Below are 24,146 nucleotides of genomic sequence, written 5' to 3' on the forward strand. Positions count from 1 at the left end.
GCAGCGATCAAACCCCCGTCGCCGGAATACCCGTCCGCTCGACTGGACGCGGCGCGGTCAACTCTTTCCACGTACTCAGCGCCCGGTTCACATGACCGTTTGGCTCACGCGCAACAAACTCACCATGGCCTTCCTGCGTGCGGATTTCCCCATCATGCATCGCCACCTGACCGCATGTCAGCGTAAAACGCGGCAGACCTTTGACCTCTTTGCCTTCGAACACGTTGTAGTCGATGGCCGATTGCTGCGTTTCCGCGCTGATCACCTTGGTTTTCTCCGGGTCCCAAACCACGATGTCCGCATCCGCGCCAACCAGAATTGCACCCTTTTTCGGATAGCAATTCAATATCTTGGCGATGTTTGTTGAAGTAACAGCCACAAACTCATTCGGGGTCAGACGCCCGGTGTTTACCCCATAGGTCCACAGCATCGGCATCCGATCTTCCAGCCCTCCGGTCCCGTTGGGGATCTTGGTAAAATCGCCCACGCCATAGCGTTTCTGATCGGTGGTAAAGGCACAGTGGTCGGTGGCCACCACGCTCAGCGTTCCAGAATGCAGCCCGTTCCACAAGCTGTCCTGATGCTGCTTGTTGCGGAACGGAGGGCTCATGACCCGCCGCGCCGCGTGATCCCAATCGGGATGGAAATACTCGCTCTCATCCAGGGTCAGATGCTGGATCAGAGGCTCCCCCCACACCCGTTTGCCATTCATCTTGGCCCGGCGAATGGCCTCATGCGCCTCTTCACAGGAAGTATGCACCACATACAAAGGCACACCCGCCATGTCGGCAATCATGATGGCGCGGTTGGTCGCCTCTCCCTCAACCTGCGGCGGGCGGGAATAGGCATGCGCCTCGGGTCCGGTATTGCCCTCGGCCAGCAGCTTGGCGCTCAGCTCAGCCACCACGTCACCGTTCTCAGCATGCACCATGGCGATCCCGCCCAACTCAGCCAGACGTTTGAACGAGGCGAACAGCTCATCATCATTCACCATCAACGCGCCCTTATAGGCCATGAAATGCTTGAACGTGTTGATCCCGCGCGTCTCGATCACGGTCTTGATGTCGTCAAAAACCTGCTCGCCCCACCACGTCACCGCCATGTGGAACGAGTAGTCACAATTCGCCCGCGTCGATTTGTTGTCCCAGCGCTTCAACGCATCCAGCAGGCTCTCGCCCGGGTTGGGCAGCGCAAAATCCACCACCATCGTGGTTCCCCCGGCCAAAGCCGCCCGCGTCCCGCTTTCGAAATCGTCGCTGGAATAGGTGCCCATGAACGGCATCTCCAGATGGGTATGCGGATCAATCCCTCCCGGCATGACATAGCACCCGGTCGCATCCAACTCCTTGTCACCCTTTAGATCCATCCCAATCTCGGTGATCACGCCGCCCTCGACCATCACATCCGCCTTGTAGGACAAATCTGCGGTCACAACCGTGCCGTTCTTGATAACAGTGCTCATCACAATCTCCCTGTTGCGGTCTGCGCCGCTTGCTTCATCTGGCCAAAATATCCCCGGGGGGGTCGCCCATCGGGCGACGGGGGCAGCGCCCCCTAGCCCACAATCTCCGCCGTCTCGACGACCGCATGAAACAGAACATCCGCCCCGGCAGCCGCCCAGTCCTTGCTGATCTCTTCGGCCTCATTATGGCTCAACCCGTCCACACATGGGCACATCACCATCGCCGTCGGCGCCACGCGGTTGATCCAGCACGCATCGTGCCCCGCTCCCGAGATGATATCCGTATGCGAATACCCCAGCCGCTCAGCCGCATTCCGCACCGCCGAAACGCACACTTTGTCGAATTCCACAGGATCAAACCCGCCGACCTTCTCAAACTCGATCTGCAGGCCCATCTCTTCGACGATATCCTCGGCCGCCACGTGCAGGCGCGCCTCCATGTCCTTGATCACCTCCAGATCGGGCGAGCGGAAATCGACCGTGAACACCGCCTTGCCGGGGATCACGTTGCGAGAGTTCGGGAACACATCGATATGTCCCGCCGCGCCCACCGCGTGCGGCGCATGAGACCAGGCGATCTCATCCACTTTCTCAAGAATACGCGCCATGGCCAGACCGGCATTCTTGCGCATCGGCATCGGGGTTGATCCGGTATGCGCATCCTTGCCGGTGACCGTGATCTGGGTCCAGCTCAGCCCCTGTCCATGAGTGACCACGCCGATGTCTTTGCCTTTGGCCTCAAGAATGGGACCCTGTTCAATATGCAGCTCAAAGAAAGCGTGCATCTTGCGGGCACCGACCTCTTCTTCGCCGCGCCAACCAATTCGCTGCAATTCATCGCCAAAGGCCTTACCCTCAGCGTCCTCGCGCGCATAGGCCCAGTCCTGCGTGTGAATACTGGCAAAAACGCCCGAGGCCAGCATGGCCGGGGCATACCGCGTCCCCTCTTCATTGGTCCAGTTGGTGACCACGATAGGGTGTTTCGTCTTGATGCCCAGATCGTTCAGAGTGCGCAGAATCTCAAGCCCGCCCAAAACGCCCAGCACACCGTCATATTTCCCGCCGGTCGGCTGCGTATCCAGATGAGAACCCACATAAACCGGCAGCGCCTCGGGGTCTGTGCCCTCGCGGCGGGCGAACATGTTGCCCATCTGGTCGAGGCCCATGGAACACCCTGCCTCCTCGCACCAACTTTGAAACAGCGCACGACCCTGCGCATCCTCATCGGTCAGCGTTTGCCGGTTGTTTCCGCCCGCAACACCCGGGCCAATCTGGGCCATCTTCATCAGGCTGTCCCACAACCTGTCGCCATTGATCCTGAGGTTCTGCGCCGGAGCTGCCATGATGTCTTTCCCTGTCGCTTGCGATTTGGCTCGCTTTTGGTGTCTTGATTTGACCATCTGGTCAAACTCACGCTATCACGGGTTGGTCATCAGTCAAGAAATTGCGAGACGCCGTTGGAATTTTTGGCCTAAACGGCGCCAGCTTGCCGGAAAATAAGACAGTCAGGAAACATGCCCAAAGATCGCGCTCCGACCAGAATTCAGAAAAAGAACCGCGCCGCGATTCTTGAGGCCGCCCTGAACGTGTTCTCGGCCCACGGGTTTCGCGGTGCCACGGTCGACCAGATCGCCACCGAAGCGGGCCTGAGCAAGCCGAACCTTCTGTATTATTTTCCGTCCAAAGAGGCGATTCACACCGCCCTTCTGTCCGGCCTTCTGGATGTCTGGCTGGCGCCGCTGCACGATCTGGATGCGGACGGCGACGCGATGGAGGAAATCCTCAGCTATATTCGCCGCAAGCTGCAGATGAGCCGCGAATTGCCGCGCGAAAGCCGCCTCTTCGCCAATGAGCTTGTCCAGGGTGCGCCCCGCATTCACGACGCTCTGTCGCAGGACCTCAAACAGTTGGTGGACGAAAAAACCGACATTCTGAAACACTGGATGGAGACCGGCAGGATCGCCCAAATTCACCCGTATCACCTGATCTTTTCGATCTGGGCGCTCACTCAGCACTATGCCGATTTCGATGTACAGGTCCGCGCAGTGCTGGGCGACGAAGATCCTTTTGAGGGCGCAGAGACATTCATCGATACGCTGTATCGCAAACTGCTTACCCCTTAAGCCTCTGTTAACCTTGAACGCAGCAAAGTCGCCGCATGGTTTCTTTGCGCCCCAACCCTGAACCCTGGATTGCTCAGATGTTCTCGACCAAATCCGCGCGGCGCGGCGCGGTGGTTCGGCGTTCAATCTCCTGGGTCGAGCGCGAAGTTGGGCATGAACGCTTCCAAAAAGAAATAAGGCAGCGCGGGTATCACCTGATCCGCACTGCCAACCAGTACATCGTAATCTGCCACAGCGGCCCGATCGACATCCCGTTCTGAGAAAATTCGACGAATTTTCTCTAGCGAGATTTTTCGTCGAAAAATCTCTTACTCCGCCGCTTTCACCATTGGGTTGTTCGGATGCATCGTCCAATTCGCATAATCCGGCTGAACTTCGCGTCCGGTGCGCGGATCAACTTCTCCCGCTTGCATCGGCACCATCGAGATGCATCCATCCACCGGACAGACATCCACACATAGGTTGCAGGCGACGCATTCGTCATCCATGACCTCGAACACGCGATCCTCGGACATCGAAATCGCCTGGTGGCTGGTGTCTTCGCAGGCGGCATAACAGCGTCCACACTTAATGCACTGGTCCTGATCGATTTTGGCTTTGGCCACATAGTTCAGGTTCAGGTACTGCCAATCCGTCACGTTCGGAACCGCAAGACCAACAACTTCCGACACATCCTTATAGCCCTTCTCATCCATCCATTTGGACAGGCCCGCAGTCAGTTCGTCGATAATCTTGAACCCATAAGTCATCGCAGCCGTACAGACCTGCACGGTACCACAGCCCAAAGCCATGAATTCTGCCGCGTCACGCCACGTGGTCACACCGCCGATACCCGAGATCGGCAAGCCATGCGTCGCCTGTGCACGTGAAATCTCGGACACCATCGACAGCGCAATCGGTTTCACCGCCGGGCCGCAATAGCCGCCATGGCTGCCCTTACCATCAATCGAAGGCTCGGGGCTGAACGTGTCCAGATTGACGCTGGTGATCGAATTGATTGTGTTGATCAGCGACACCGCATCCGCCCCGCCATTCTTTGCGGCCTCGGCCGGCTTGCGAATATCGGTGATGTTGGGCGTCAGCTTCACGATGACCGGGCGGTCATAGTACTGCTTGCACCAGCGGGTCACCATCTCAATATATTCCGGCACCTGCCCGACGGCAGAGCCCATGCCGCGTTCGCTCATGCCATGCGGGCAGCCGAAGTTCAGTTCGACCCCGTCCGCACCCGTCTCGGCCACGCGCGGCAGGATGGCTTTCCATGCCTCTTCCTCGCACGGGACCATGATCGACGCGATCAGGGCGCGGTCCGGGTAGTCGGCCTTGACCCGCGCCATCTCTTCCAGGTTCACCTCCAACGGCCGGTCGGTGATCAGTTCGATATTGTTCAGACCCAGCAGCCGCCGATCCGCCCCGTAGATCGCACCATAGCGCGGCCCGTTCACATTCACGACCGGAGGGCCTTCGGCCCCTAGTGTTTTCCAGACCACGCCGCCCCATCCTGCCTCAAAAGCGCGACGCACGTTGTATTCCTTGTCGGTCGGCGGCGCCGAGGCCAGCCAATACGGGTTCGGGCTTTCAATGCCCAGAAAGTTTGTCTTCAAATCAGCCATTTATCCGGCCTCCCTGATGCAGATCAGCATCTTTATCATGAGTGTCACGCGCTCAGAGTCGCGTGAATGTCCATCGCGGCATCCCGGCCCTCGGCCACTGCGGTCACGGTCAGGTCTTCCCCGCCCGCCGCGCAATCGCCCCCGGCCCAGACACCGGCCACCGAGGTCCGCCCGGCCCCGCTCACAGCGATCTTGTTACCATCCAGTTCCAGCCCCTCGGGCGCGCCTTCCAGTTTCTGACCAATCGCCTTGAGCACCTGATCCGCAGCCAAGCGGATCGTCTCGCCTGTACCGGCCAGTTGCCCATTCTGGCTGGACGTATACTCCAACTCAATTTCCACCGCCGCGCCATTCCCGTGCACGGCCACGGGCTGCACGTTTGTCATGATCTTGACGCCGTGCGAGGCCGCCAGATCCTGTTCATACCGGCTGGCCCCCATGGCATCGCGTCCCCGACGGTAGGCGATGGTCACATTCTCGGCCCCCAGCAGCTTGGATTTGACAGCTGCATCCACGGCAGTCATGCCGCCGCCGATCACAACCACGTTCCGGCCAACCGGCAAATCCGACAGATCGCTGGCCTGCCGCACGTCCGAGATGAAATCGACCGCGGCACGCACCCCGTCCTTATCCACACCGCCTGCGCGCAGGGCATTCACCCCAGCCAGCCCGATAGACAGAAACACCGCATCATAGGTCTCAACCAACCCCTCAAGCGAGAGCCCCTCGCCCAGCGCCGAGCCGGTCTCAATCGTGATACCGCCGATTTTCAGCAGCCAGTCCACCTCGGCCTGCGCAAAATCATTGGTCGATTTATAGGCTGCAATTCCATATTCATTCAGACCGCCGGGCTTGGGCTTGCTTTCGTGGATAACCACGTCATGCCCCAGCATTGCCAGCCGATGCGCGCAGGCCAGACCCGCAGGCCCTGCACCCACCACGGCCACAGTCTTGCCCGTTGGCGCGGCACGTTGGAAGGGATGATCCCCGGACACCATCACGCTGTCGGTCGCATAGCGCTGCAGCCGGCCGATCTCGACCGGGGCGCCCTCGGCAGCCTCACGCACGCAGGCTTCTTCGCACAGCGTCTCAGTCGGGCACACGCGAGCGCACATACCGCCCAGAATGTTCTGCGTCAGGATCGTTTCGCCCGCAGCTTCGGGCTGGCCCGCCTGAATCTGGCGCATGAACAGCGGAATATCGATATCCGTCGGACAGGCCGTCACACATGGCGCGTCATAACAGAAATAGCACCGATCTGCGGCAACTGCGGCCTCATGCGCGGCCAGTGGTGGATGCAGATCCGTGAAATTCGAGGTCAGCTCATCGCTGGAAAGCCGCCCGGAAACAATGCCGGGGACCATCTGGCCCTGTGCCATCGCTCTACTCCCTGTAGATATGTTCGTTATGGTCTCAGCTTGCCACAATCAAATTTTTTATCAATTGGTAAAATTTAGAAAAACGCCAAAAAATGCAAAATCCGGGCGATTGACCCGGATTTCTCTGGAAACTGCATGTTTTCCCAGCAACCGAGGTGTCAGATCATCCCGTTCAGGTGTCCGGATTTCACCCATACGCGGGCTCCGCCCTCGCCGACCGTCGCCTTAGAACGCGCACCGGGCGGCAAGCGCAGCCAATCCCAGACACCAAAATCCTCACCCGCTTCGGTAAAACTGCCTTCGATCACGAATACCTCCAGCCCCCGGCTGGCGTCCAGATCAACGATTTCCCCGGCAGCCCAGCTTTGCACCCTGACATCTTCATGCGCATCGCGGAACAAATCGATATTCCCGCCGCCGTTGATTGAGCGTCGCACTTCGGTACGGTCTTCGGGATCGAACTGATGGAGCTTGACCAAAATGGTCGCGCCTTCACTGGCCGAGGGCGTGTGCGATGAGGTCGGAGGGTTGCGCACATAGCTGCCAACCGGGAAATCGCCGGTTTCGTCCTGAAACACGCCGTCCAATACCAGATATTCCTCGCCCCCATCATGTGTATGGGCGGCAAAGGCGCTGCCGGGGGCAAAGCGGACAATGGTTGTCGCCCGCGCGACTTCCTCACCAATACGGTCCAGCATCTTCCGCTCGACCCCTGCGGCGGGGGATGCGACCCATTCGGTATCCTTGAAGTGAACGGCGACCCGTTGGCTGAAATCCGCGTTGACCCGCATCTGCTATCCTCCTGCGCTGTTGGATATCTACATGGGTCCGCAGCCACGATTTTCAAACCGTTCGCTTATTGGGGTTTTGACGCCCTTCACGGCTTGTTGTACGTCCAGTTCAGGCAGGTGCCAAATACCGGCCCGATCAGAAAGCGCTAAACGATGCAGGCCACCCCGTCCAAGTTCAATATTGTCATCATCGGACAGAACAACCGCCTGCAATATGAGGCGCTTTTGTTCGCGGCCTCCCTGCGCCATAGCGCGCCGGAATTCAGCGGTCGGCTATTTGTAGCTGTGCCACAGCCCGGTCCTTGTTGGCCGAAAGACCCAAGCATCCAGAACGAGGATCTACTCAAGGCGCTCCACCAGTTGGATGCCGAGATACTGCCCTTTGACAACACTGTGTTCGGCAGCAGCTATCCTTACGGCAACAAGATCGAAGCCCTGCTGACCCTGCCCGAGGGGGAACCCTTTGTGTTCTTCGACAGCGATACGCTGATCACTGGCGACGTGTCCTCGGTCCCTTTCGATTTCGACCGGCCCGGCGCGTCGCTAAAGGTGGAAGGCACATGGCCCAAGCCCACCCTCTATGGTCCCGGCTTTGATGGCATCTGGAGCGCGCTTTACGACCGCTTTGGGCTGGATTTCGAAAGCTCGTTGGATACCAGCCAGCCCAAGGATTACTGGCGGCGGTATTTGTATTTCAACGCGGGCTATTTCTTCTATTCCTGCCCCCGCAGGTTCGGAGAGCGGTTTCTGGACTACGCCCGCACGATACGGGACGGAGAGATTCCCGAACTTGCCGGACAAAACCTTGATCCCTGGCTGGATCAGGCCGCTCTGCCGCTGGTGATCCATTCCTTTGGCGGCAGTCGGGATGCGCTGCCAGGTGGGTTGCTGGATGATGAGGTTAGCTGTCATTACCGCCTGTTCCCCCTGCTCTATGCCCGCGAGAGCGATCATGTGGTCGAGGTGCTGGAAACGGTCGTTGCGCCTAATCGGGTCAAGAAGGTGCTCAAAGGTTATGACCCGATCAAAAAGCTGGTTCTGCAGCGCAAGGGCCACAAGATCAGGGACCTGTTCGACCGCAACAACCTGCCCCAGCGCGAGCAGGCCATTCGCAATACGATCCGCAGCAAGGGCCTTTGGATGCGCTGACAGGATTGTTGTGCCCACGCGCCGGATCGCCTAGAGATTCGGGCAACATACATTCCAACAGGAGATTTCAACGATGTCTGACGGCCCCACTTACGGTTTTGACACGCTTCAAATTCACGCGGGCGCACGGCCCGACCCGGCAACAGGTGCGCGTCAGACGCCGATCTACCAGACCACCGCTTATGTGTTCCGCGACGCCGATCACGCGGCAGCGCTGTTCAACCTGCAAGAGGTGGGCTTTATCTATTCCCGCCTGACCAACCCGACCGTGGCGGTGCTGCAGGAACGTGTTGCCACGCTGGAAGGCGGCGTGGGCGCGGTCTGCTGTTCTTCGGGCCACGCGGCACAGATCATGGCGCTGTTCCCGCTGATGGGACCGGGCTGTAACATTGTGGCCTCAACCCGGCTGTATGGCGGAACGGTCACCCAGTTCAGCCAGACCATCAAGCGGTTCGGCTGGTCGGCCAAATTTGTGGACACCGACGATCTGGACGCCGTCAAGGACGCGATCGACGAAAACACCCGCGCGGTGTTCTGTGAGTCCATTGCCAACCCCGGCGGCTATGTCACCGACATCCGGTCGCTGGCGGATGTGGCGGATGCAGCTGGCATTCCGCTGATTGTCGACAACACCTCGGCCACGCCCTACCTGTGCCGTCCCATCGAACAGGGCGCAACACTGGTGGTGCATTCGACCACGAAATACCTGACGGGCAATGGCACCGTCACCGGCGGCTGCATCGTGGATTCGGGCAAGTTCGACTGGTCTGCCAATGACAAGTTCCCCTCGCTCAGCGAGCCCGAGCCCGCCTATCACGGCCTGAAGTTCCACGAGACGTTCGGCCCGCTGGCCTTTACCTTCCACGGCATCGCCATCGGTCTGCGCGATCTGGGCATGACCATGAACCCGCAAGCGGCGCATTACACGCTGATGGGGATCGAGACCCTGTCGCTGCGGATGGAACGTCACGTCGAGAATGCCCAGAAAATCGCCGCGTGGTTGGAGGCCGATGATCGCGTGGACTACGTGACCTATGCGGGCCTGCCCTCATCGCCCTATCACGACCGGGTCAAGGCGCAGTACAAAAAGGGCGCCGGTGCCCTGTTCACCTTTGCGGTCAAGGGCGGCTACGACGCTTGCGTCAAACTGGTCAACGCGCTTGAGATTTTCAGCCATGTGGCCAACCTGGGCGATGCGCGGTCGCTGATCATCCACTCGGCTTCGACCACCCACCGTCAGCTGACACCGGAACAGCAAGAGGCTGCAGGCGCAGGTCCCGGCGTTGTGCGTGTGTCCATCGGGATCGAGGATGCAAACGACCTGATCGCCGATCTGGATCAGGCACTGGCCAAAGCCTCAGCCTGACCAATGGCCGGGCACGACACCAACGATCTGGGCCAACCCATCGGCAAGCCGGTCAAGGGCGACTTTCCGCGCCCGACACCGCCCTACACGCCGATGGAAGGCCAGTATTGCTCGGTCGTGCCGCTGGATGTGAACAGACATACGCCCGGATTGTTCCGGGCGTTTGCCAATGACACGGACGGTCTCAATTGGACCTACCTGCCCTATGGGCCGTTCAACTCGGAACAGGGGTTTGACGATTGGGTCCGCGCGACCTGCATGGATGCCGATCCCATGTTCCACACCGTTCTGGACAGCGACGATACCCCGATTGGCATGGCCTCATTCCTGCGGCTGCAACCTGCGGCGGGTGTGATCGAGGTGGGCCACATCCACTTCTCACCCCTCTTGCAGCGCAGCCCCAAATCGACCGAAGCGATGTATCTGATGATGCGCCGCGTGTTCGAGGAGCTGGGCTATCGCCGCTATGAATGGAAATGCGATGCGCTGAATGCCGCGTCCTGTCGTGCGGCTGAGCGGTTGGGCTTCACGTTCGAAGGCATCTTCCGTCAGGCAACCCATTACAAGGGCCGCAACCGGGATACCGCGTGGTATGCGATCCTCGATACCGATTGGCCGCATATCAAGGCCGCATTCGAAAGCTGGCTGTCACCGGAGAATTTCGACGCGTCGGGCCAGCAGCGCCAAGTGCTGCAAGCCCGTGCTGATGGGACTGGATCAGTCGGAAATCCCGAATTCCATCGTCACGTTGACCGAGACTGAGATCTCGCCCCCCGCAACCGGCACACCGCCCGCTTCATCAAAGGCCGCAGCCCGCATCTGTGGCACCGGAAAACCACCGCCCGTCTGTTCGCTGATCGTCTGAACCGGGCCCAAGGTCACGTTGGCGGCCTGCGCCAGTTGGTCGGCCTTGGCCGTTGCCTCGGCCACAGCTTTGGCCCGCGCCTGCGCCCGCAGCGGGGCCTGATCCTGTACGCCAAACCGCAAACCACCGAAATCGTTGGCGCCGTCCTGAATGACCGCATCCATGATCGATCCCAGCTTGGTCAGGTCACGCACATGCACCTGCACGTTGTTCGATGCGACAAATCCCGAAATCTCGGGGCGTTGGCCATTGTTCCCGTTGCGTCCGGTCCAAACCGGCGACAGGGACACGTCCCGGGTTTGCACATCCCGGGATTCGACGCCCATATCCTCAAGGCGTTTGAGGATCTGCGCGACCGCATCAGAAGTTGCCTGCATCGCGTTCGACGCTTCGGCATTTTCGTTTGTCACGCCCAGTGTGATGGTCGCCATGTCAGGCGCGGCCTGAACGGTTCCGACGGCATCCACCGTGATGCGACGTTCTTCCGCATCGGCCATACCAACGGCTGTCACGGCCAGCAGTGCGGCCAGAAAAGCGATTTTCTTCAAGGTCTTCCCTCCGGTCTTTTCACTGCCAACATGGTGATCAAAGGGGTGTTACGGCAAGAGGAACCCCCGGCTTTTTCTTTCCCTCGGCGGGAACCTGCTTTAATGTCGGTCTGCGGACGACACGTCGTTTGCATTGATGCTGACAAATATGGTTCCTCGGGAATATGAAACCCGCCTTTGCGCTGTCTTTCTCTGCGACCGGAATAACTGTGCATCACCAGTCGGATGATGACTGGTTCTGTATTGGTGAGGTTGCGCTGGATGCGCCGGACCTGAACGATCAGCTTTTTGCCCTGCGTGACCGGGCCTTTGCGCTGGAAAACAACCTGAGCTGCAAGCTGGTGATTCCGACAGAGCAGGTGCGGTACCTGACGACCGAAACCGACGCCGAGTCGGCGCAGCAGGCGCTGGCGGATGAAACGCCCTATTCCCTGCAGGACCTGATTTTTGACACGGCAACGGACGGACCGACCACCTATGTCGCCGCCATCGCCAAAGAGACGTTGGACGAGGCCCGAACCTTTGCAATCAGCCACGGGTTCATACCAGTTCTGGTCACCGCTCAGACTAATACGGATCAATTCCCCGCTGAACCCCGCTTTGCCGCAGAGCTAGATGAAAACGCGAAGGCAGAGGACGCGCCGAAAGAGCCTCCGTCAAGTGTTCATGCCATAGCCGACACAGCGGCCCCCGATGTGTTCCGAGCGCCCCCTGCCCCTGCGAGCGCGCCCCAAAACCCTGCAAAGCGCGGCGGGCAACTCACAATCCCCATTGCGGCTTGTGTTGCTGTCGCATTGGTGCTGGGCGCATGGGCTCTGAATCCCTCTGGCGGCGACGACGGAACAGTCGTAGAGGCCGTGAAATCCGACGTGGGGATCGAACCCGAAGCGTTGGTCGACCTCGCCGAGCCTGAGATATCAGAGCCGGAGGTGCCAGCGGACATCGTTCCCGCAGAACCGGAAGAGCCGACGGACATCGCCGCTATAGAGCCCGAAGCCAAGCAGCCCGAGAAGGTCGAGCCTGCAGAAGACGGGACCACCGAGGACAATCCGGCCTTATCGCCAACAGATGCCGCAATTCTTGAGGCGCTGAACGTCGCCCCGACACCGGTGGAAGAGATCACGCGCGCGCCCGATCCGCAGGACACTCCGCCGCAAGCGGGGATCACAATCACAACGCCTGAGCCTCTGGTGCCCCCCGACCAACCTGAGCAGGATGACCTCTATCTGGCCTCGGTCGACAATTCCAATCTGTCGACAGATGCGATCGCCCTGCCCCCGATCGAAAGCTTTGCTACAGATGCGCCCTTGGAACAGGTGGCCCTGCCCGGCACGTCAGGCACCCGGTTTGAATTGGATGAGCGCGGCCTTGTGACCCCCAGCACCGAGGGTACGCTGAATCCCGATGGTGTGGTTGTCTATCTGGGTCGCCCCTCGAAGGTTCCACCGGAACCACCCGTACGGTTCGAAGAGGAACCGACGCTGGAAGAGCCCACAGACAGGCTGGCCGAACGGCGCGCCAGAGTGCGCCCGGACAATCTGATTGAACAGTTCGAACGCCTCCAGCTTGGCGGTCGCACACGTCAGGAACTTGCGGTGCTGCGGCCCAAACTGCGCCCAGCCTCGCTGCAACAGCAACCGCAGATTGATGAAACGCCGACCGCTTTAGCCGTTGTGCGCGTTCCGCGCCCTAAACCGCGACCGGCGGGGATTGCGCCCTCATCCACTGCACGCGCGGCCAATCTGGGCTCGACTGCAGCCATTGAACAGGTTGAAACCGGATCGTTCCAGCCCAAGGCCGTTGCGCCGAAAATCCCGTCGTCGGCCTCGGTCGCGCGGCAGGCCACGATCGACAACGCACTGAACCTGCGCAAACTGAACCTGATTGGTGTCTATGGCGCACCGGCGGACCGCAGGGCGTTGGTGCGGTTGCCCAGTGGCCGCTACAAAAAGCTGAAAGTGGGCGACCGGCTGGATGGCGGCAAAGTCATCGCCATCAGTGACAGCGAATTGCGATATCAGAAAAAGGGCCGGAACCTGACGCTGAAAATGCCACGCGGTTGATGATCAGGGCAGACTGCCCGCCCTGACCGAATGAGCTTAGAAGATCAAGCCGCTGAAATTTCACCGCTTTCGATCTGTTCACGCTCGATGGATTCGAAAAGGGCCTGAAAGTTGCCCTCGCCAAATCCATCATCGCCTTTGCGTTGAATGAATTCGAAAAAGATCGGTCCGATCACAGTTTTTGAGAAGATCTGTAGCAGAATGCGCGTTTCGCCGCCGTCCAGAACGCCCTCGCCATCGATCAGGATGCCGTGCTTCATCATACGGTCCAAAGGCTCATCATGATCGGCCACACGGTCGCGGGACATCTCGTAATAAGCCTTGTTCGGGCCCGGCATGAACTTGAGCCCCTTTTCAGCAATCGCATCGGTTGAGGCATAGATGTCTTCGCTGCCTACGGCGATGTGCTGAATGCCCTCACCATTATACTTGTTCAGGTAGGACACGATCTGGCCGGTCTCGCCCCGGTCTTCGTTGATCGGAATACGGATGCGACCGCAGGGCGACGTCAGGGCACGGCTGTAAAGCCCTGTAAACTTGCCCTGAATGTCGAAGAAACGGATTTCGCGGAAGTTGAACAGGTCCTCGTAGAACTTGAACCATTTGTCCATATTTCCGCGATAGACGTTATGCGTCAGGTGGTCGAGGTAATAGAAACCGTCACCGCGCGGCTTGGATTGCGTGGTCCAGGTGAATTCCTGATTATAGGGCGAGGTGTCATGGTACTGGTCGATGAAATAGATCAACGACCCGCCAATCCCCTTGATCGCAGGCACATTCATCGTCTTGTCCGCCGCCTCATAGGGCTCGGCCCCTTTTGCCACAGCGTGGTCAAACGCTTTCTGCGCATCCGCGACACGCCAGCCCATCGCAGGGGCGCAGGGCCCGTGGTCCTCGACGAAGCGCGCGGCAAAGCTGTCGGGGTCGGAATTCAGGATGTAGGTGACATCGCCCTGCTGCCACAGTTCGATTGTGGGTTTGTCCGCACGGTGGCCCACACATTCGAAACCCATCTTGGCGAACAGATCGCGCAGCTCTTGCGGTTCAGGATGCGCGAATTCCACAAATTCGAACCCGTCTGTACCGGCGGGATTCTCTTTGCTGATGACGGATTTCGGGGCGGTATGCGGGAAAGGACCCATGGCGCGTCTCCTCAAAACAGGAATTTCTTTGCTGATTCCAAAATACGCCTTAAATGGCGCTGTTTCTGCGCATTGTTTTCGTGTAAACTAGGATCGCACGCGCAAATCACGCACGACACCGCCATTTTCCGGAGAAATGCCGCACATGCTGGATGCCACCGACACGCGCCTGCTGTCCGCCTTGCAAAAGGATGCACATCTGACGGCGCATCAACTGGGTGAGATGCTGAACCTGTCGCCCAGTCAGGCCGGTCGGCGGCGGCAGCGGCTTGAGGCCGAAGGCTATATTACCGGCTATGCCGCGCGGCTGGATCCGCTAAAGCTGGGACTGCATGTGCAGGGATTCGTTCAGGTGCATCTGGGCACCCACGGACCCGATCAGTCCCAAAGCTTTGCCCGCCTTGTCGATGCGCGACCCGAGATCACAAGCGCCTGGACGATGACCGGAGAGGCAGATTATCTGCTGCATGTTTTTTGTGATGATCTATCAGCGCTCAACAGCTTGCTTCATCAAGTGATACTGCCGCATCCTGCCGTTGCGCGGGTCCAAAGCCAGATCGTGATGGACCAGCTTAAGCGCGACGCCCCTTTGCCCACCTGACGCGACCGAAAGGACAAAAATGGACGATTTCCTCTACCAGGCTTCGATCTATCTGGCTGCTGCCGTGATCGCCGTGCCTTTATCGGCGCGATTGGGTCTGGGGTCCGTGCTGGGGTATCTGGCCGCCGGCATTGTCATTGGGCCTGTGCTGGGACTGGTTGGTGCAGAAACTGAAAGCCTGCAGCACGTGGCCGAGTTCGGCGTCGTCATGATGCTATTCCTGATCGGGCTCGAGCTTGAGCCCCGCGCCTTGTGGGACATGCGGGACAGGCTGCTTGGGCTGGGCGGGTTGCAGGTGGGCCTGTCCACGGCGGCCATTGCCTGTGTGGCCATCTACGCCAACCACCCATGGTCGGTGGCGCTGGCGGTTGGGCTGACGCTGTCGCTGTCCTCGACAGCGATCGTCTTGCAGACGCTGTCGGAAAAGGGCCTGATGCAAACGAATGGCGGGCGCGCGACCTTTTCCGTTCTGCTGACGCAGGATATCGCGGTGATCCCCATTCTGGCGCTCTTGCCGTTGCTGGCGCTACCCGTGGTTCCGCATCTGTCCAGCGATGGGTCGATTGATCGGGGCAGCCATGATCTGCACGGTGCTGCCCATCACAGCCTGTCGCTGGTCGAGGGGCTGCCGGGCTGGGCGGTTACGCTGGTCACCCTTGGTGCGATTGCCTTTGTGATCCTGGCGGGCGTCTACCTCACCCGCCCCCTATTCCGCTTTATCCACGCCACCCGCCTGCGCGAGATGTATACGGCGCTGGCGCTGATGATCGTCGTGGGGATTTCTTTCCTGATGACGCTTGTCGGCCTGTCACCCGCTTTAGGGGCCTTTCTGGCGGGGGTTGTTCTGGCCAGCTCGGAATTCCGGCATGAGATGGAAAGCGACCTTGAACCCTTCAAGGGGCTGTTTCTGGGCCTGTTCTTTATCACTGTCGGCGCCGGTATCGACGTAGCCTATTTCTTTAACGATCCGCTGGAACTGATCGGGCTGGCCCTGCTGGTCATTCTGACCAAAGGGATCATCCTGTTTCTGGTCGGGCGGGCGTTTAAACTGCGAGGCCGCGATCACTGGCTGTTCACGCTGGGTCTGGCACAGGCAGGTGAGTTTGGCTTTGTCCTGCTGGCGTTTTCCACGCAGCAAAACGTCATCCCGCCGGACCTGTCGCAAAAGCTGCTGATGATCATCGCGCTGACGATGCTGATCACGCCGCTGCTGTTCATCATCTATGACGTCCTGTCCCGCCGGATTGGAGACAGCGGCACCCAGCACGAACCCGATGAGATTGATGAGCAGGGCCCGGTGATCATCGCCGGTATCGGCCGCTTTGGTCAGATCGTGAACCGTCTGGTGCGCGCCAGCGGTTTCAAGACCATTGTTCTGGACCACAACATCGAAACGATCCAACTGATGCGACGCTTTGGCGTGAAAGGCTTTCTGGGGGACCCGACCCGGCCTGAATTGCTGCGGGCCGCGGGACTTGAAAAAGCGTCAGTTCTGGTTGCCGCTATGGACGACCGCAAACAGGTCACTCGTCTGGTCAGCTTTGCCCGGCGGCAGCGCCCCGATCTGCACATCATCGCCCGCGCCCATGACCGAACCCATGTGTACGAGTTGTATCAGGCCGGGGCCAATGACATCGTGCGTGAGATGTTCGACAGCTCGCTGCGGGCTGGGCGCTATGTGCTCGAAAACATCGGCCTCAGCGAGTATGAGGCCGCACAGGCCGAGCAGACCTTTTATCAACACGACCGGGCCTCTATTCGCGAGCTGGCCGAGCTGTGGATACCGGGCATGCCCACCGCAGAGAACAAGAAATACATCGAACGCGCGCAGCAGTTCGAAAAAGAGCTTGAGACCGAGCTGTTGGAACTGGCCGAGAAACACGCCAAGAAATCGGCCTGATCCGACATTTGGATCAGGCCCTTGGGTTTACCCGTCCGAGACGCCCGCCTCGGCAAAGGTGGCCATGCCGGAATGGCAGGCCACCGCGCTTTTCAGGATGTTGATGGCCAGCGCCCCGCCTGACCCTTCGCCCAGACGCAGGCCAAGCGACAACAGCGGCTCTTTGCCCAGTTTCTGCAACACCGCGCCATGCGCGCCCTCGGCGCTTTGGTGCCCGGCAACAGCGTGATCCAGCGCCCCGTCCGACACATTCGCCAGACAGGCCGCAGCGGCTGAACAGATAAAGCCATCCAGAATGACCGGAATGCGCAGAACCCGCGCGGCGGCGATAGCACCTGCCATGGCCGCGATCTCGCGCCCGCCAAGGCACCGCAGTACATCCAACCCGTCACCTGCCCCTGCGTGCAGGGCCACACCTTCGGCCACAACGCGGGTTTTATTGGCAAGCCCGGCGTCATCCACCCCGGTGCCACGCCCGGTCCAGTCGGCGGCCTCACCTCCGAACAGGGCGCAGACGATGGCCGCTGCGGGGGTGGTGTTTCCGATCCCCATCTCACCCACAACCAACAGGTCAGCGTTGGGGTCGACGGCCTGCCACCCGGTGCGCAGGGCCTGCAACAGTTCGTCCTCGGACATGGCCGGGCCTGCGGTGAAATCGGCGGTGGGGCGGTCCAAATCCAGCGCGTGCACATCCATCGTGGCACCGGCGGCCCTGGCCAACTGGTTGATGGCCGCGCCGCCATGTTCGAAATTCATCACCATCTGCACGGTCACTTCGGGCGGAAAGGCCGAAACGCCCTGCGCGGTGACACCGTGGTTGCCTGCGAACACGATCACCTGCGGCGCCGCGATCTGCGGGCGGGCATCCCCACGCCAGCCTGCATACCAGATCGCCAGATCCTCAAGCCGCCCCAATGCGCCCGGAGGTTTGGTCAATTGTCCATTGCGGTCAGCCGCCCCGGTCAGCGCGGCCTCATCCGGTCCCGGTGCCTGTGTCAGAGCATCACGGAGTGTTTTCAGATCATTAAGTTCGGGCAGCATCCAAAGCCTCGTTGCATCAGAGTGGTCCTGTGTGTTTAACCGAAGCGACCGATCCAACAAGACCCCGAAAGGCGCGGGAGTGCATAAAAACGACACCAAACTGATTTCCGCACGGGATATTCCGCTGGCTTTGGTCCTGCTGACGCGTCTGCCGTTGCCACGCCTGCCCCAGCAGTCCTTTGCCCGGCAGGCCGATGCGGCCTGGGCCTTTCCCATTGTCGGGCTGGTGGTAGGCGCGCTGGCCTGTGCAGTGGGCTGGATCGCCATGGCCGTCGGCCTGCCCCCAATGGCGGCCGCCGTGTGTGTCACCGTCACGCTGGTCGTCACCACTGGTGCGATGCACGAGGACGGGCTGGCCGATACGGCCGACGGTCTTTGGGGCGGGTTCACGCGCGAGCGTCGGCTTGAGATCATGAAGGACAGCCACATCGGGGCTTATGGCGTTCTTGCTCTGATCTTCAGCCAATTGCTGCGGGTGGCCCTGATCGCCGCCCTTTTGTCTGCCGGGGCCTTCGCCGCAATCCTTGCCGCTTGCATCACATCCCGCGCCTTTATGCCGGTTCTGATGACCGCACTGCCCAACGCACGCAAAAGCGGCCTGAGCCACTCGGTCGGAGGCCCCCCGGGCGCGTCGGTGATCACAGGTTTGACGCTGGCCCTTGTCTGCGCCCTTCTCTTGCTGGGGGCCAAAGCCATCCTGTCGGTGCTGGTCGCTGCTTTGTCTGTCGCTGCACTAGCCGCCGTGGCCAAGGTGAAAATCGGCGGTCAGACAGGTGATATCCTGGGCGCATCGCAGCAAGTGGCCGAATTGGTCTTTCTCGCAGCCATAGCGGCGGCGCTTTAGGTCGTGCCGCCGGTTTCGATCCGCAGGGTCTCGCCGCAGTGTTTGCAATGCACCGCATCGGGGTCGTGCCGATAAAGACCGCAGCTTGGGCATTTGTGGCGGACTTTCTGTGGCATAAAGATCGCCTGAGCCAAGCGCACGAACAAGGCCACCCCGACGACCATGATAAACACCGAAAACAGCTTGCCGCCCGGTGTTGTCAGGGTGATGTCCCCAAACCCGGTCGTGGTCAGCGTCGCCATAGTAAAGTAGAGCGCGTCGATATAGGCGGTCTGGCTATTGTCGGGAATGAAGAACACCAGAACCGCTGTCGACGTTGCAAACACAAAAACCATCAGGTTGATCGCCGCGATAACAGCGTCTTCGTGGGTGCGGAAAAACTGACTGTCACGCCGGAGATCACGCAGAAGGTGATAGGAATGGATCAATCGCAAAGCTCGTAATATCCGCACGAACGCCAGGTTTCCCGGCAAAAACGGCTCCAGCAGCAATGAGACGATCACTACAATATCGGCCAGCGTGTAGATCTGACGCAGCAGCTTACCCCGATCTTTCGCGATCCACAGACGGGCAAGGAAATCGAGCAGGATGACAAAGCCCACGCACAGGCTGGCAAGCGTCAACCCAGGTCCGTGCGGGACGTTGGCTGCGGCCACAAAAAACACGATCGACGCCGCATCAAACAGGATCAGACCATAGCGGAACCAGACCGAAACCGGTTCATGGGCGACGTACAGAAACTTAACAGTTTGCTTTATCCTGACCATCTATCCGCCTCTGACTGCAAGGAAATTAGCCGCAAACGCCGCGCGCACCAAGACCACAAACGAAAAAGGCCGCCCCCTGCAGGAGCGGCCCAGAAAATGCTGTTGTCAGAAATCAGGCGGCGCGCGAGGTCAGAACCTCATCCACCTGCTTTGCGGCCGAAACCTCGCCCGCGCCGGACACGGCGGCCACTTCGCGGGTCAAGCGTTCCAGAGCGGCCTCATACAGCTGACGCTCGGAATAGCTCTGCTCGCGCTGATCGTCGGTGCGATGCAGGTCGCGAACCACTTCGGCGATCGAGATCAGATCACCCGAGTTGATCTTTTGTTCGTATTCCTGCGCCCGGCGGGACCACATGGCGCGTTTGACCTTGGCTTTGCCCTTTAAGGTCTTCATCGCCTGGCTGATCACATCAGGCGAACTGAGCGAGCGCAGGCCGGATTCGGTCACCTTGTTGGTCGGCACCCGAAGGGTCATCTTGTCTTTTTCAAACGAGATAACGAACAGCTCAAGTGAATATCCCGCGACTTCCTGCTCTTCGATCGAGATGATCTGACCCACGCCATGCGCCGGGTAGACCACATAGTCATTCGGGCGGAACTCAAGCTTTTTCGACTTAGACATACAGGTTCATCCTTGGTTACGACAGCGAGATTCGGGACAACAAAAACACCCAAGCCGGAGCCTCAATCGGCACCGTCAGGTGGCTGGCTTGTCAAAAAATCAGAACTCCAAAGCAATCATACTTACGGAGCACATCCCCATCTCATTCATCATTCAGTTAGAGAGTATATCACAAAATTGCGACACCTGAAAGATCGACCTCTTTAAAGGACGCAAAAGCCTTTGTTTTTCAGGTCGATACAAGAGCCCCATACAGGTGAACCAAAGGGTTCAGAGTGCGAATCGCTTAGCCGCCCTCGCCGGGGGCTTCTGAGAAATACTTCTCCAACTTACCCTCTTCGCCGTCGCGTTCTTCGGCCTCGGGCAAAGGATCTTTCTTGGTCACGATCACTGGCCACATTTCCGAGTATTTCCGGTTGAACTCAACCCACTCGTCCATGCCCGGCTCAGTATCAGGGCGGATGGCGTCGGCTGGGCATTCCGGTTCGCAGACGCCGCAATCGATGCATTCATCCGGGTGAATGACCAACGTGTTTTCGCCCTCATAGAAACAATCTACCGGGCATACTTCGACGCAGTCGGTGTATTTGCAGCCAATGCAGTTGTCCGTGACGACGTAGGTCATATTCAGATTCCCATTCAGGTTTGGCGTTTAGCTAATTCAGTCAGGGTCCGGCTTCAAGGTCAGTCGTCGCTTTGGGTGCGAGAAAGATCAAGCGCGCGCCGATCCTTCTTGGTCGGACGACCTTTTCCTTCAAAACCCGGATTTTTCGGAGGGGCGTCCCTTTTTTCCGTCAAATCCGAATAAAGTGTTTGCGCCTCGGGGGCTGGCCCGCGGCGTTCCCCCAGTTTTTCGACCCGAACCACACGCACGATGCGTCCCTGTGGAAAGGTCAGAACATCACCGGGGCCGACGGTCTGCGCCGGTTTAAGCACCCGGTTTCCGTTCAGGCGGACGTGGCCGCCGCCGACCTGTTTGACGGCCAGGCTACGGGTCTTGAAGAACCGCGCCTGCCACAACCATTTGTCGATCCGCAGCTTGGCCTCGGCCATCGAGGATCAGTTACCGTCCTTCAAACCCATCAGCGCCGCAGCGAAGGGGTTGTCGGGATCGATGGCTTTTTCTTTCTTGGGCGGACGTGATGAGAAGGACTTTGCGCCCTGCGGCTTGCCACCCTTCTTGCCTTGCGGCTTGCGTCCATCCTGAGGTTTGCCACGCGGTTTACCCTTGCCCTGCCCCTGCCGCTGTTCCCGGCGCGGGCCACGGTTCTGCTGGCGCTGACGCCCCCAGGTGAATGTATAGAACACCTCAACCTCGGGCTCTTCCGCTGTCGGAGCCTCGGCTGCCGCCTCGGTGCTTTCGGTGGCCTCGGCTGACGCCTCGGCGGGTGTGGCATCCTCTGACGGTGTGGCTTCGGGCGCGGGAGTTACTTCGCTCACCGCTTGCTCGGGCGCTTCAGTGGCCTCGGCCGGCGCGGCCTTGACCTTTTCACGCTCACCACGTTCGGCGTTGTAGCCCAGACCCTGCATCAGATCGGCAAACTGTTCCAGCGTCATGCCGGTGATGGACAGCATGTCAGGCTTGGCCTCGAACCCGCCACGGCTGTCTTCGGCGCGCAGCATGTCGGCCAGACGTTCCAACATGTCGATCCGGATCGAACGTTCGCCCGCATCGCGGTAGCCGCACATGGTATCATAGCCCTGCGGCGCGTCTTTGGCGACCGGTACGGTAACCAGGCCCGGAGGCGGTGCCTCGGGGAATTCCTGCAGGCCGTTTGCCAGAGCCCACAGAACCAGACGCAGGCGCGTCGGTGCGGGTTTCAGCAGCAGCGGCATGAAGATGGTAAACTGGCCGAACCGGATACCGTGCTTGCGCAGCGCGCCGCGGGCGTCCTGATCCAGATCCTTGACCTCTTGTGCGACACCAGCGCGAGGCAACACGCCCAGCGCCTCGACCGTGCGAAAGGCAAATCCCTTGGCCAGGCCGCTCAGTTCTTCGTCGCGCGACAGGTTCAACAGCGGCTCAAACAGCGCGGCGACCTTGCGGTCGATGAAATGCTGCAACCGGCGCTGCACTTTCTGTTCGACATCCGGCCCGGCGGCCTCGTCCACGAAAACCTCGACCATCGGTTTGAGCGGTTCAGCCCCGGCAACAAGTTTGCCGACGGCATATTCGCCCCACATCAGGCCGCCCTGTTCGGTGAAATCAATTTCGGTATCGGGCGCGTTGTAGAAGCGGTCGGCACGCAGATGGAATTGCGGCGCGAGGGCTTGCAGTGAGGCCGATTTCAGAGCTTTCGCCTCAGTCCCCTGCGCAGCTTTGTCCGGGATAAACCGGAACCCTTCCAGACGACCGACGAATTCGCCTTCGACGGTCACTTCACCCTTGTCATTTACTTCGGCCAAAAGGGCCTCCTTCTGTTTGAGCCGGCGCAGCAACACAGATGTGCGCCGGTCCACAAATCGTTGGGTCAGACGGTCGTGCAGAGCGTCCGACAGCCTGTCTTCTACAATGCGCGTTTCCGCGCGCCAATGTGATTCGTCACGCACCCAGCCATTTCGCTGCGCAACATATGTCCAGGTGCGAATATATGCCAACCTTTTGGAGAGTGCATCAATATCCCCATCCGTGCGGTCAATCCGGCGGATTTGCCGCGCCATGAAGTCATCCGGGATGGACTGGCGTTCGTGCAAATGACCGTAGATCACCTCAAGCAGGCTGGCATGTTCGGCATGGCTGATACCCCGAAAATCAGGGATTCGGCACACATCCCACAGCAGACGAACCGATTGCGGGTCGCTGGCGCGGGCCATCACCTCGGTCACTTGTGACAGAGACTTCAGCGCGTTCAGGTCGTCGGCGGGGCGCGCCTTGATCAGGTGCTCGTCATTGGGGCTGACCTCAAGCGATGTGATCAGCGCCTCGATCGAGCCGAACCGCAGGGCAGCATTCCGCCAGTTCAGCTTTTTCATCGGCGTAAAGCGGCTGTCCATGATGGCCTGCGCCACGCCATCATCCAGCGGCGGCGCCTCACCGGTGACACCGAACGTACCGTCCGACATGCCACGCCCAGCGCGGCCGGCGATCTGGGCCAGTTCGTTGGGGGCCAAAGGGCGCATCCGTCGACCATCGAATTTGGTCAGCGAGGAAAACGCCACGTGATTCACGTCGAGATTCAACCCCATGCCGATGGCATCGGTGGCGACCAGATAATCCACCTCACCATTCTGATAGAGGTCCACCTGAGCATTCCGCGTGCGCGGGCTGAGCGCGCCCATGACCACCGCCGCCCCGCCCTTTTGACGGCGCAGCAGTTCCGCGATGGCGTAGACGTTATCGACCGAAAACCCGACGATGGCACTGCGCGGGGGCATTCGACTGATCTTTTTCGATCCCGCATAGACCAGTTGCGACATCCGCTCACGCCGGACGAACTGCGCCTCGGGCACCAGCGCCGCAATGGGACCGCGCATGGTGTCCGAGCCCAGAAACAGCGTCTCGCTTGTGCCGCGCGACCGCAACAGGCGGTCGGTGAAGACATGGCCGCGTTCGGGATCGGTACACAGTTGGATTTCGTCGATGGCAACGAAATCCGCGCCCATCCCCTCGGGCATCGCCTCGACCGTGCAGACCCAATACTGGGTGCGCGGCGGCACGATCCGTTCCTCACCCGTGACCAGTGCCACGACGGACGGGCCACGAATAGCGACGATCTTGTCGTAAACCTCACGCGCAAGCAGACGCAGCGGCAGACCGATCACACCGGTCCGGTGCCCCAGCATCCGCTCGATCGCGTAATGGGTTTTGCCTGTGTTGGTCGGGCCAAGTACGGCCACGATTCGGGATGACCCGCTCACTCTTGCCCCCTG

At 59.9% G+C, this 24,146-nt stretch carries 22 protein-coding genes; 9 read left to right on the forward strand and 13 right to left on the reverse strand.

Annotation, left to right across the window (positions count from 1 at the left end; translation table 11 throughout):
• Positions 1-7: 7 nt before the first annotated feature.
• Positions 8-1,462 carry a dihydropyrimidinase gene (hydA, locus tag ACRZ94_RS01920; RefSeq protein ID WP_480650732.1) on the reverse strand — a complete coding sequence of 485 codons (1,455 nt, stop codon included), beginning with the start codon at positions 1,460-1,462 and terminating at the stop codon, positions 8-10.
• Positions 1,463-1,554: 92 nt separating this feature from the next.
• Positions 1,555-2,805 carry a Zn-dependent hydrolase gene (locus ACRZ94_RS01925; RefSeq protein WP_480796548.1) on the reverse strand — a complete coding sequence of 417 codons (1,251 nt, stop codon included), beginning with the start codon at positions 2,803-2,805 and terminating at the stop codon, positions 1,555-1,557.
• A 171-nt stretch (positions 2,806-2,976) separates the two neighbouring features.
• Here ACRZ94_RS01925 and ACRZ94_RS01930 point away from each other — a divergent pair, with 171 nt between their 5' ends.
• Together ACRZ94_RS01930 and ACRZ94_RS01935 are read left to right on the forward strand one after the other, a co-directional pair.
• Positions 2,977-3,585 (forward strand): TetR family transcriptional regulator C-terminal domain-containing protein, encoded by a 609-nt coding sequence (locus ACRZ94_RS01930; protein ID WP_480650728.1) that lies wholly within the window; start codon positions 2,977-2,979, stop codon positions 3,583-3,585.
• A gap of 35 nt (positions 3,586-3,620) precedes the next feature.
• Positions 3,621-3,845: an N-(5'-phosphoribosyl)anthranilate isomerase gene (locus tag ACRZ94_RS01935; protein ID WP_480650726.1), complete on the forward strand. Its 225-nt coding sequence runs from the start codon at positions 3,621-3,623 to the stop codon at positions 3,843-3,845.
• Between the two features lie 48 nt (positions 3,846-3,893).
• Here ACRZ94_RS01935 and preA read toward each other — a convergent pair whose 3' ends face one another.
• The 3 genes from preA to ACRZ94_RS01950 form a co-directional block, all read right to left on the reverse strand.
• Positions 3,894-5,198 (reverse strand): NAD-dependent dihydropyrimidine dehydrogenase subunit PreA, encoded by a 1,305-nt coding sequence (gene preA, locus ACRZ94_RS01940; protein ID WP_480650724.1) that lies wholly within the window; start codon positions 5,196-5,198, stop codon positions 3,894-3,896.
• 44 nt (positions 5,199-5,242) lie between these two features.
• On the reverse strand, positions 5,243-6,577 hold the full coding sequence (locus tag ACRZ94_RS01945) for an NAD(P)-dependent oxidoreductase (protein WP_480650722.1): 1,335 nt from the start codon (positions 6,575-6,577) through the stop codon (positions 5,243-5,245).
• 158 nt (positions 6,578-6,735) lie between these two features.
• Positions 6,736-7,368, reverse strand: a complete 633-nt coding sequence (locus tag ACRZ94_RS01950) for a cupin domain-containing protein (RefSeq protein ID WP_480650720.1) — start codon at positions 7,366-7,368, stop codon at positions 6,736-6,738.
• Positions 7,369-7,521: 153 nt separating this feature from the next.
• Here ACRZ94_RS01950 and ACRZ94_RS01955 point away from each other — a divergent pair, with 153 nt between their 5' ends.
• From ACRZ94_RS01955 to ACRZ94_RS01965, 3 genes are all read left to right on the forward strand, one after another.
• Positions 7,522-8,517, forward strand: a complete 996-nt coding sequence (locus ACRZ94_RS01955) for a hypothetical protein (protein WP_480650718.1) — start codon at positions 7,522-7,524, stop codon at positions 8,515-8,517.
• Positions 8,518-8,590: 73 nt separating this feature from the next.
• Positions 8,591-9,883, forward strand: coding sequence for an O-acetylhomoserine aminocarboxypropyltransferase/cysteine synthase family protein (locus ACRZ94_RS01960; RefSeq protein WP_480796549.1), 1,293 nt, complete (start codon positions 8,591-8,593; stop codon positions 9,881-9,883).
• A gap of 3 nt (positions 9,884-9,886) precedes the next feature.
• The gene (locus ACRZ94_RS01965; RefSeq protein ID WP_480796550.1) at positions 9,887-10,645 is read left to right on the forward strand and encodes a GNAT family N-acetyltransferase; all 759 of its coding nucleotides are present in this window, start codon (positions 9,887-9,889) and stop codon (positions 10,643-10,645) included.
• Here ACRZ94_RS01965 and ACRZ94_RS01970 read toward each other — a convergent pair.
• Entirely contained in the window at positions 10,601-11,296 is a 696-nt protein-coding gene (locus ACRZ94_RS01970) for an SIMPL domain-containing protein (protein ID WP_480796551.1), read from the reverse strand. The two genes, ACRZ94_RS01965 and ACRZ94_RS01970, sit on opposite strands and share 45 nt — an antisense overlap.
• 164 nt (positions 11,297-11,460) lie before the next feature.
• On the opposite strand from ACRZ94_RS01970, the gene ACRZ94_RS01975 reads away from it, so the two are divergent.
• Positions 11,461-13,359 (forward strand): hypothetical protein, encoded by a 1,899-nt coding sequence (locus tag ACRZ94_RS01975; RefSeq protein ID WP_480796552.1) that lies wholly within the window; start codon positions 11,461-11,463, stop codon positions 13,357-13,359.
• Positions 13,360-13,403: 44 nt separating this feature from the next.
• Here the strand turns inward: ACRZ94_RS01975 and hppD are convergent, their stop codons facing one another.
• On the reverse strand, positions 13,404-14,501 hold the full coding sequence (hppD, locus tag ACRZ94_RS01980; protein WP_480650709.1) for a 4-hydroxyphenylpyruvate dioxygenase: 1,098 nt from the start codon (positions 14,499-14,501) through the stop codon (positions 13,404-13,406).
• A 145-nt stretch (positions 14,502-14,646) separates the two neighbouring features.
• Between hppD and ACRZ94_RS01985 the strand changes: the two genes are divergently transcribed.
• A complete protein-coding gene (locus ACRZ94_RS01985) occupies positions 14,647-15,102 on the forward strand; it encodes an Lrp/AsnC family transcriptional regulator (protein ID WP_480650707.1) in 456 nt (151 codons plus the stop codon).
• A 19-nt stretch (positions 15,103-15,121) separates the two neighbouring features.
• Entirely contained in the window at positions 15,122-17,002 is a 1,881-nt protein-coding gene (locus tag ACRZ94_RS01990; RefSeq protein WP_480796553.1) for a monovalent cation:proton antiporter-2 (CPA2) family protein, read from the forward strand.
• Positions 17,003-17,029: 27 nt separating this feature from the next.
• Here the strand turns inward: ACRZ94_RS01990 and cobT are convergent, their stop codons facing one another.
• Positions 17,030-18,043: a nicotinate-nucleotide--dimethylbenzimidazole phosphoribosyltransferase gene (gene cobT / locus ACRZ94_RS01995; protein ID WP_480650703.1), complete on the reverse strand. Its 1,014-nt coding sequence runs from the start codon at positions 18,041-18,043 to the stop codon at positions 17,030-17,032.
• Positions 18,044-18,122: 79 nt separating this feature from the next.
• Between cobT and cobS the strand changes: the two genes are divergently transcribed.
• A complete protein-coding gene (gene cobS, locus ACRZ94_RS02000) occupies positions 18,123-18,887 on the forward strand; it encodes an adenosylcobinamide-GDP ribazoletransferase (protein ID WP_480650702.1) in 765 nt (254 codons plus the stop codon).
• Here the strand turns inward: cobS and ACRZ94_RS02005 are convergent.
• The 5 genes from ACRZ94_RS02005 to ACRZ94_RS02025 form a co-directional block, all read right to left on the reverse strand.
• Positions 18,884-19,654 carry an ion channel gene (locus ACRZ94_RS02005; protein ID WP_480796554.1) on the reverse strand — a complete coding sequence of 257 codons (771 nt, stop codon included), beginning with the start codon at positions 19,652-19,654 and terminating at the stop codon, positions 18,884-18,886. The two genes, cobS and ACRZ94_RS02005, sit on opposite strands and share 4 nt — an antisense overlap.
• 112 nt (positions 19,655-19,766) lie before the next feature.
• A complete protein-coding gene (locus ACRZ94_RS02010; RefSeq protein ID WP_170381457.1) occupies positions 19,767-20,276 on the reverse strand; it encodes a CarD family transcriptional regulator in 510 nt (169 codons plus the stop codon).
• A 286-nt stretch (positions 20,277-20,562) separates the two neighbouring features.
• The gene (fdxA, locus tag ACRZ94_RS02015; protein WP_480650698.1) at positions 20,563-20,901 is read right to left on the reverse strand and encodes a ferredoxin FdxA; all 339 of its coding nucleotides are present in this window, start codon (positions 20,899-20,901) and stop codon (positions 20,563-20,565) included.
• A gap of 59 nt (positions 20,902-20,960) precedes the next feature.
• Positions 20,961-21,329: an RNA-binding S4 domain-containing protein gene (locus ACRZ94_RS02020; protein WP_480650696.1), complete on the reverse strand. Its 369-nt coding sequence runs from the start codon at positions 21,327-21,329 to the stop codon at positions 20,961-20,963.
• Positions 21,330-21,335: 6 nt separating this feature from the next.
• Positions 21,336-24,134: a helicase-related protein gene (locus ACRZ94_RS02025; protein ID WP_480796555.1), complete on the reverse strand. Its 2,799-nt coding sequence runs from the start codon at positions 24,132-24,134 to the stop codon at positions 21,336-21,338.
• Positions 24,135-24,146 lie beyond the last annotated feature (12 nt).

This window comes from Ruegeria sp. CH10, assembly GCF_056537125.1.

Bases quoted from the DNA above. Each gene is read 5' to 3' on its own strand.
- hydA (WP_480650732.1), bottom strand. From the start codon at position 1,462: ATGAGCACTGTTATCAAGAACGGCACGGTTGTGACCGCAGATTTGTCC.
- ACRZ94_RS01925 (WP_480796548.1), bottom strand. From the start codon at position 2,805: ATGGCAGCTCCGGCGCAGAACCTCAGGATCAATGGCGACAGGTTGTGG.
- ACRZ94_RS01930 (WP_480650728.1), top strand. From the start codon at position 2,977: ATGCCCAAAGATCGCGCTCCGACCAGAATTCAGAAAAAGAACCGCGCC.
- ACRZ94_RS01935 (WP_480650726.1), top strand. From the start codon at position 3,621: ATGGTTTCTTTGCGCCCCAACCCTGAACCCTGGATTGCTCAGATGTTC.
- preA (WP_480650724.1), bottom strand. From the start codon at position 5,198: ATGGCTGATTTGAAGACAAACTTTCTGGGCATTGAAAGCCCGAACCCG.
- ACRZ94_RS01945 (WP_480650722.1), bottom strand. From the start codon at position 6,577: ATGGCACAGGGCCAGATGGTCCCCGGCATTGTTTCCGGGCGGCTTTCC.
- ACRZ94_RS01950 (WP_480650720.1), bottom strand. From the start codon at position 7,368: ATGCGGGTCAACGCGGATTTCAGCCAACGGGTCGCCGTTCACTTCAAG.
- ACRZ94_RS01955 (WP_480650718.1), top strand. From the start codon at position 7,522: ATGCAGGCCACCCCGTCCAAGTTCAATATTGTCATCATCGGACAGAAC.
- ACRZ94_RS01960 (WP_480796549.1), top strand. From the start codon at position 8,591: ATGTCTGACGGCCCCACTTACGGTTTTGACACGCTTCAAATTCACGCG.
- ACRZ94_RS01965 (WP_480796550.1), top strand. From the start codon at position 9,887: ATGGCCGGGCACGACACCAACGATCTGGGCCAACCCATCGGCAAGCCG.
- ACRZ94_RS01975 (WP_480796552.1), top strand. From the start codon at position 11,461: ATGAAACCCGCCTTTGCGCTGTCTTTCTCTGCGACCGGAATAACTGTG.
- hppD (WP_480650709.1), bottom strand. From the start codon at position 14,501: ATGGGTCCTTTCCCGCATACCGCCCCGAAATCCGTCATCAGCAAAGAG.
- ACRZ94_RS01985 (WP_480650707.1), top strand. From the start codon at position 14,647: ATGCTGGATGCCACCGACACGCGCCTGCTGTCCGCCTTGCAAAAGGAT.
- ACRZ94_RS01990 (WP_480796553.1), top strand. From the start codon at position 15,122: ATGGACGATTTCCTCTACCAGGCTTCGATCTATCTGGCTGCTGCCGTG.
- cobT (WP_480650703.1), bottom strand. From the start codon at position 18,043: ATGCTGCCCGAACTTAATGATCTGAAAACACTCCGTGATGCTCTGACA.
- ACRZ94_RS02005 (WP_480796554.1), bottom strand. From the start codon at position 19,654: ATGGTCAGGATAAAGCAAACTGTTAAGTTTCTGTACGTCGCCCATGAA.
- ACRZ94_RS02010 (WP_170381457.1), bottom strand. From the start codon at position 20,276: ATGTCTAAGTCGAAAAAGCTTGAGTTCCGCCCGAATGACTATGTGGTC.
- fdxA (WP_480650698.1), bottom strand. From the start codon at position 20,901: ATGACCTACGTCGTCACGGACAACTGCATTGGCTGCAAATACACCGAC.
- ACRZ94_RS02020 (WP_480650696.1), bottom strand. From the start codon at position 21,329: ATGGCCGAGGCCAAGCTGCGGATCGACAAATGGTTGTGGCAGGCGCGG.